The 6,420-nt window shown below is 53.8% G+C and carries 4 protein-coding genes and 2 pseudogenes; 3 read left to right on the top strand and 3 right to left on the bottom strand.

Annotated elements, in window-relative coordinates; all coding sequences use genetic code 11:
- The coding region (locus G3O06_RS23285; RefSeq protein WP_277403745.1) for a glycosyltransferase family 9 protein at positions 1 to 674 on the top strand (674 nt) is incomplete at its 5' end.
- Between the two features lie 391 nt (positions 675 to 1,065).
- Here the strand turns inward: G3O06_RS23285 and G3O06_RS49190 are convergent.
- The 3 genes and pseudogenes from G3O06_RS49190 to G3O06_RS23275 form a co-directional block, all read right to left on the bottom strand.
- Positions 1,066 to 1,221, bottom strand: a pseudogene (locus G3O06_RS49190) (IS3 family transposase); the annotation flags it as partial.
- A 263-nt stretch (positions 1,222 to 1,484) separates the two neighbouring features.
- Positions 1,485 to 3,050 carry a methyl-accepting chemotaxis protein gene (locus G3O06_RS49785; protein WP_205817630.1) on the bottom strand — a complete coding sequence of 522 codons (1,566 nt, stop codon included), beginning with the start codon at positions 3,048 to 3,050 and terminating at the stop codon, positions 1,485 to 1,487.
- Between the two features lie 831 nt (positions 3,051 to 3,881).
- Positions 3,882 to 4,190 carry an H-NS histone family protein gene (locus G3O06_RS23275; RefSeq protein WP_205817636.1) on the bottom strand — a complete coding sequence of 103 codons (309 nt, stop codon included), beginning with the start codon at positions 4,188 to 4,190 and terminating at the stop codon, positions 3,882 to 3,884.
- Positions 4,191 to 5,526: 1,336 nt separating this feature from the next.
- On the opposite strand from G3O06_RS23275, the gene G3O06_RS49175 reads away from it, so the two are divergent.
- Both G3O06_RS49175 and G3O06_RS49170 read left to right on the top strand, forming a co-directional pair.
- Positions 5,527 to 5,877: a hypothetical protein gene (locus G3O06_RS49175; RefSeq protein WP_241020204.1), complete on the top strand. Its 351-nt coding sequence runs from the start codon at positions 5,527 to 5,529 to the stop codon at positions 5,875 to 5,877.
- Positions 5,847 to 6,365, top strand: a pseudogene (locus tag G3O06_RS49170) (class I SAM-dependent methyltransferase). The gene G3O06_RS49175 and the pseudogene G3O06_RS49170 overlap by 31 nt, the downstream one beginning before the upstream one ends.
- Positions 6,366 to 6,420 lie beyond the last annotated feature (55 nt).

Below are 6,420 nucleotides of genomic sequence, written 5' to 3'. Positions count from 1 at the left end.
CGTGCCGCGTCGGCTACCAAACGCAGGATCTCGGCGAAACGGGCGCACGCTTCGCGTATTCACATCGCTTTGGCCCTCGACCGGACTGCGACGCGTGGCACGGAATGCGCGTGAGCGCCGGTGAGGCACTCGGCTACGCGCCTGAGGGCATCGCCACATACGGCATCGTCCCGCCGCGGGACGTGAACCTGCCGGCGGCCGTAACCGACGACGCACCGTTCATGCTGCTGTTCCATGCAACGTCCAACCCCGACAAGAAATGGCCGGCCAACCATTGGGCCGCGCTCGCCACGCAAATGATGGCGCGTGGCATGCGCGTGCTGGTGCCGTGGGGCTCGGCGGCCGAACATGACGATGCACTGGACATTGCCGCGCGCGCGCCGGGCGCGATCGTGCTGCCGGCGATGACTGTGCGCGAGCTTGGCGCGGCGATCGGCCGGGCCGCGCTCGTGGTGGGGGTCGACACCGGATTCGTGCACATGGCGCACGCGCTGCAGCGGCCGACCGTGATGATTTTCGTCGCGACGTCGCGCCACCATTGCGGCATCGGCGGCGCACCGAATGCACTGTCGATCGGCGAACCGGGTGCGCCGCCGTCTGTTACAGAAACAATGGCCGCGCTTACCAACGTCGAAAGCGCCTACAAAGAATGCGAACCATTGAGTTCGTGGTAAGCGCACCGCCGCCACCTCACATCGGACAAAGCGAGCTTCGTGAACGGCGTCGAGGCATTCGTCGACGACGGCCAACTGCAAATTTGTCCATGGCACGGCAGAGGTAGTCTTCGACGTTCATCCAGGACCACTCAACCGTCACGCAGGGACAGTAGCTGGACGGCCTGACCATCAAGATGTCGATGGAACACACTGCAGTGGTGACGTGATTTACGGCTGGCGCTAACGTGACTGCCCAGAGATGAAGCGGAACGCTGGCAAGACACACACCGTAAAGTCCTAGCTTTGGTCTGCATAACCTGCAAACCATCAACACGGCGATACGCTTCCAACTTTTGCTTGTTTACGCATCGTCGACACCATGCGCCTCTCAGCACCTTGAGCCGACGGTCTCCCATTCCAGATCACTGACTGGGCGACGGCCGGAACTCGGCGTACTGGGTGACGGCCCCGTCGTCACTTCAGCATTGCCCTTGCGTTGGTTGCGGCACCACTTCCCCAACGTCGCCACCAGCACACCCAGCCCGCGAACAGCCTCATGCTGACCGCCGTGGAATCGAGACAGGGTCAGTCGATCGTTCGTCCCGCTTGATCCGCTGCCGCAGTACCTAGCTCGTGCCACCGCTCTTGGCAGAGATGCATTCGATTGCCGCCCACCGTGACTGATGTTCGTCGTAATGCTCGCGCACCAAGCGGACTTCACGCCCCCAGACTTCGACAGAAAACATGTTCCACTTGTTCGTGGCTGTATTCTCCATTCGGTTGGGCCCCAACAAACCCGGGGCGATTCAGCACTGGTCAGTCGCACTTTCAGCATCCTCCAGTTACCTTGAACACGCTAACGGCTTTCTGCAACCTGCCGCTCAACTCGTGCAGCGATTGCGAGGACGCCGCAGCCTCCTCGACCTGCGCGGCATTTTGCTGCGTTGTTGCGTCCATCTGCAAAACCGCCTGATTGACCTGCTCAATTCCCCGGCTTTGTTCCTCTGATGCAGCCGCGATGTCACCCACAATATCCGACACCCGTCTAATCGCTTGCTGCACCTGGCTCATCATCACGCCTGCGCCTTCGGCCTGGGCCGAGCCCTTTTCAACTAGTGCGACTGACGAGTCGATTAACTCCTTAATCTCCTTGGCCGCGCCCGCCGACCGCTGCGCGAGCGAACGCACCTCACCTGCCACAACGGCGAAGCCTCGGCCCTGCTCGCCAGCGCGCGCAGCTTCAACTGCCGCGTTCAGCGCGAGGATATTCGTCTGGAAAGCAATACCTTCGATTAGCCCGTTGATCTCCGAAATCTTGTACGAGCTATCACGAATCTTGCCGATAGTCTGCACCATTGACTGCACCGCGTCGTTGCCAGCACCAGCTTGCGCGTTGGCATTGGTAGCCAGTTGATTCGCCTGACTTGCGTTGTGGGCGTTCTGTTTAACGGTTTCAGTCAGCTCCGACATGCTAGAAGCAGTCCGTGCGAGTGATGCGGCCTGCTGCTCGGTGCGTGACGACAAATCAATGTTACCCGCCGCAATTTCCGATGCGCCACTAGCCACGTTTTCGGTACTGTTACGCACCTCGGAAACCACACTGCTCAGACTGTCGCGCATCGCCCGAAGCGCGGCCAACAACTCACCGGTTTCGTCTGTCGCCGCCGAGTTGACCTCCACGGTCAGATCGCCGGTCGATACTGCCTGCGCGATTTCCGATGCCCGCTGGATTGGTCGTACAATGCTGCGGGTGACGACCCAAGCAATCACCGCGCCAACGACGATCGCCAACGCACACAGCACCAGCATCAGCACCGTGAACGATCCGGCAACTGAGCGGGCATTCAGCGATTGCTCCTGGCTCATTTTCTCCTCGAGGTCGATGAATGCGTTGATACTGTCGAGCCAGTCAACGAAGGATGGCCGAGCTTCGTTCAGCAGAACAGTTGTCGCCTCCTGCACATTTCCTGCCTGCTTCAGATCAATCACTCTTTTCATCAGCGGTAACGTGCGTGCCTCGACCTCCTTGATTCTGCCAAGATCCTTCCGCTCTTCGTCAGAAATGCCAATACCAGCTGAAAACATCTGATCGAGCGGCTTAGCCGACTCAGTATAAGCTTCGGTCAGTTGGCTAATCAATGCCAGTTGGGCATTGACTCGATCGACCGTTGGTTCGAACACCACATCGCGCAACGCAATTGCCCGATTATGTACGCTACCCCGGAAGTTGATGGCGTAACGTTGCTTGACACCATTCATGTCGCTGATGGTTATCAGACTCCTGTTGATCTTACCAACCTGGATGACACCGACCGCCGTGAGTGCGACCAGAAAAAGCAGAACTAATGCGAACCCTGCGGCAAGTCTCGCACCAATCTTAATATTGGCAAACATGATTTCCCTTTGCGTAGGCGGTAAAATTAGCTCGACGCCCCTCGATTTACAGAACAATTTACGACCAATCGGCTTCCAATCCTATTTCCTTAACCGAAGTGCGACAAACTCTGCTGATCGCGTTCCTCTGAACGGTTTTTTGACCTTACTCTCACGACTGAATACCATCCACCAACGGGATCCAAAACGAATACCAATATGTGTTGCCGATCTGATAGGTCGGCTTTTCACGACTAAAACAAGAGTGAGGAATTGACAATCGAGTGACGACAGTTATTGCAGGCGCGGCACGGCGCCTGCGCACTAGTTACTGCAAGCACATTCCGGTCACCATAGAATCTGACCGACAAGGCTCTGCCACATATAAGCGAACAGGGCTCAATGTCGAGAACCCCCAAAGGCCGCTCTCAAATAATCTACAAGCAAACGCCATCAGTTCTATCATCGTCAGTGTTATCTGTTTTCCTATACGGTTGCAGCCACGAAGGCGAGGCCAATCTGCAAGCGCAACGAGAAAATCACACAGTACCTTGTTTCGCCATCAATATCCGATGATAGAAAATCGTTCACCTTATTTCCTGCAGCCTACCGGTGCATGCGAGAATGGTAACGGCGTTCTGTGAACCCGCCAAGACAAACAAACTTGGCGCAAGCCATCCTGAGGTTGTGAGACGAAGTTGCTTAAGAAAGTGCCGGCGCGGAAAGGGATATGACTGGATCGCACGGCCGAGGGATCCAAATCGTTATTAACCTGCGTAACACGGTAATCATTTCACGCAAGAATCAATACACTTGCAGTTTTCTTGAAAAATTACACATTAAATTCACAAATCAATCAATAACAAACTTATCGATATTCTCCGCTCCAGCCAACCACCTGGGTCGCCTGCCTCGACCGCACCAAGTGGCCCCCGTCTCTGGGTTCCGATATTTTGGAGGCAATTCTGTCTTGCCGCTTGGCGACCTCCCTCCATTTCGACGACGGCCCGGCCTCGGAAATATGTCCGCACTGGTGATTCCGTACAGCACAACTTTCTCACGTATATCCTCAACAACGACCTGGAGTTCGGCTAAACGCGCCACCTCAGCCTGAATTGCCACAACCTCAAGCTCAGACAATAGAGTTCTATATGAAGCCATCAACTTTACCAACCTCAAATCTATGTTTGCAATCAACCAAATCGATCGACACGCATTGACCAGACATTCGCCACCATACCACCCGATCCGCCTTAATGAAATCGACAGGCATCGATCTCTACTTCTTTTATACTCAAAATAAAAAATGGATCATTTTTTTTAGTTAATCCTTGCGAATCGGCAAGACGCATGCGGCGTGATTGAAAGAGCACTGTCGCTCAGTCGACACGCACTTTCCTCCGTGACTTCGAGGCTACCAGATCTGCTTACTCTCAAGTCGCCGGCAGTCCGAGTCAAGACGCTCCTTTCGCCTCTGTTTTTAGGCCCAAGCCAGAATCGCTAGGTGCAATCTCGGAGGGCGAACATCCTAAACAAAATAGTAAGCCAAGGCATGGAAATTTGACTCCGATGGCAGTAACAAAACCGCCCCACGGGTTGCTCGAAGCCACACACGAAAGCTCAGAGCAAGTCTTTGCTATTCGCATTCTGTTGTCCATTCGTATTTTTCAATTGTTACGATAGCCCAGACGCTCAATTCGTCAATGGTCGCATACCTCGAACCGACGAAAGCATATGCATCTTGCGCGCTAGGCAATGCACCTCGGAAGACTTCCGCGTCATGACCAGATAGCGTTGCCACTTCACTTGAAATTGCTGTGCAATCCATGCACTCCCTGAGCAAGGGTCTGCTGTCGCCACAGTGCTAAATGGGCCCGCAACCACGCAAATTTTTCGCACCGCGTCAGCGCTATTCATGCAATAAAGAAATACAATTTCCAAACATTAATTTGTTCGAGCTAACATCTTCTCGCGTTATTCAACGGCACATACAGCCGCAAGAAGAGACACCGCCCCATCCAAAACTATTTCCAATAAATTATCGATTTTCAGTCGATATAAATATACGCGCCCGGACAAAGAATTCTGGACATGGCACGCACAGCCATACTAAGCTCGAATTACTTTGCATATCAAAACTTTAAGTTTGAAGAGAATTTCGACTCCATGCGAGCCAATTATAGCTTCTTCGACAATCGAACCATGCCTCAGCGGTACAGCATCGGTCTTGTCATTTTATTTGATGACTTCGCCATTTTCCTTCGAACAGTTTTGAACATGACACATTTCCCGTCATGACCCAGCGCATCGCTGCATCGAGGAGTATTTCTTATTAGAAAGTCGGAACGTGCTCCCCTGACACCCTTTTCGCACAGAAAAGTTAATTCCGAATCACGATAACTCTGCACAACATCAAGTCAAATATCATTCCAGAAACAGATGACAGGTACGTGAATTTTCCGCCTACGTCATGCCCCCAAAAGAGGAAGCACATCACATGAGCGCATCTGAAGGCTTGATTCCCCCGCGAGGTTCGCGCAGCGATAACCACACATTACAGTTCATCGAGAGTATTCTTGCGAACGCCGACGTAAGAATCGGCGGCACCCGCCCTTGGGATATCCAATTGCATGACTCCAGTGTGCCTGCTCGCGTGCTCGCTCACGGCAGTCTCGGATTTGGCGAAGCCTATATGGATGGGCACTGGGATTGTGCCCGACTTGACCAACTTTTCGACCGCTTGTTGCGCTCACGTGTGGACCGTGAAGTACGCGGCACTCGGGCCGTCCTCCATCATTTGCGAGCTCGTTTTTTAATTTGCAAAATGTCCAGCGTGCGTGGCAAGTAGGCAAAAGCCACTACGATCTTGGGAATAGTTTCTACGCCACGATGCTCGATGAGCGTATGACCTATACTTGTGGGTTCTGGGAGAACTGCAGCACACTTGAGGCGGCCCAGGAACATAAGCTCGATCTCGTCTGCAACAAACTCGGATTGCGCCCCGGCATGCGAGTACTGGATATCGGATGTGGCTGAGGAAGTTTCATGCAATTCGCGTCAACTAAATATAGGGGCGAATGCACAGGCATTACCATTTCTGCAGAACAAGCAATCGCCGCGAAAGAACGTTGTTCGGGGCTTCCCGTTGAAGTGCTGCTTATGGATTACCGAGACCCGGAAGGTCAGTTTGACAGAGTTGTCAGTCTTGGCATGTTCGAGCATGTCGGCCGAAAGAATCATGCGGTGTATATGCGCGTTGTGAAACAATGCCTTCGCAGCGACGGACTTTTTCTCCTGCACACGATTGGGCGCAATGAGGGTGGTTATGGCGCTTGACCTTCCCCCTCTGAAGTATCCCACGGTAAAGTTAGTGGCAAGGCAGCAGGAGAAA

Source organism: Burkholderia sp. Ac-20345 (genome assembly GCF_017104825.1).
In the GTDB taxonomy this organism is placed as follows: Bacteria; Pseudomonadota; Gammaproteobacteria; order Burkholderiales; family Burkholderiaceae; genus Burkholderia; species Burkholderia lata_B.
Note: the sequence above shows the minus strand (reverse complement) of the source record. Positions and strands in the feature narration are given on the sequence as shown.

Coding starts and splice junctions, on each gene's coding strand:
- G3O06_RS49175 (WP_241020204.1), top strand. CDS start 5,527: ATGAGCGCATCTGAAGGCTTGATTCCCCCGCGAGGTTCGCGCAGCGAT.
- G3O06_RS49785 (WP_205817630.1), bottom strand. CDS start 3,050: ATGTTTGCCAATATTAAGATTGGTGCGAGACTTGCCGCAGGGTTCGCA.
- G3O06_RS23275 (WP_205817636.1), bottom strand. CDS start 4,190: ATGGCTTCATATAGAACTCTATTGTCTGAGCTTGAGGTTGTGGCAATT.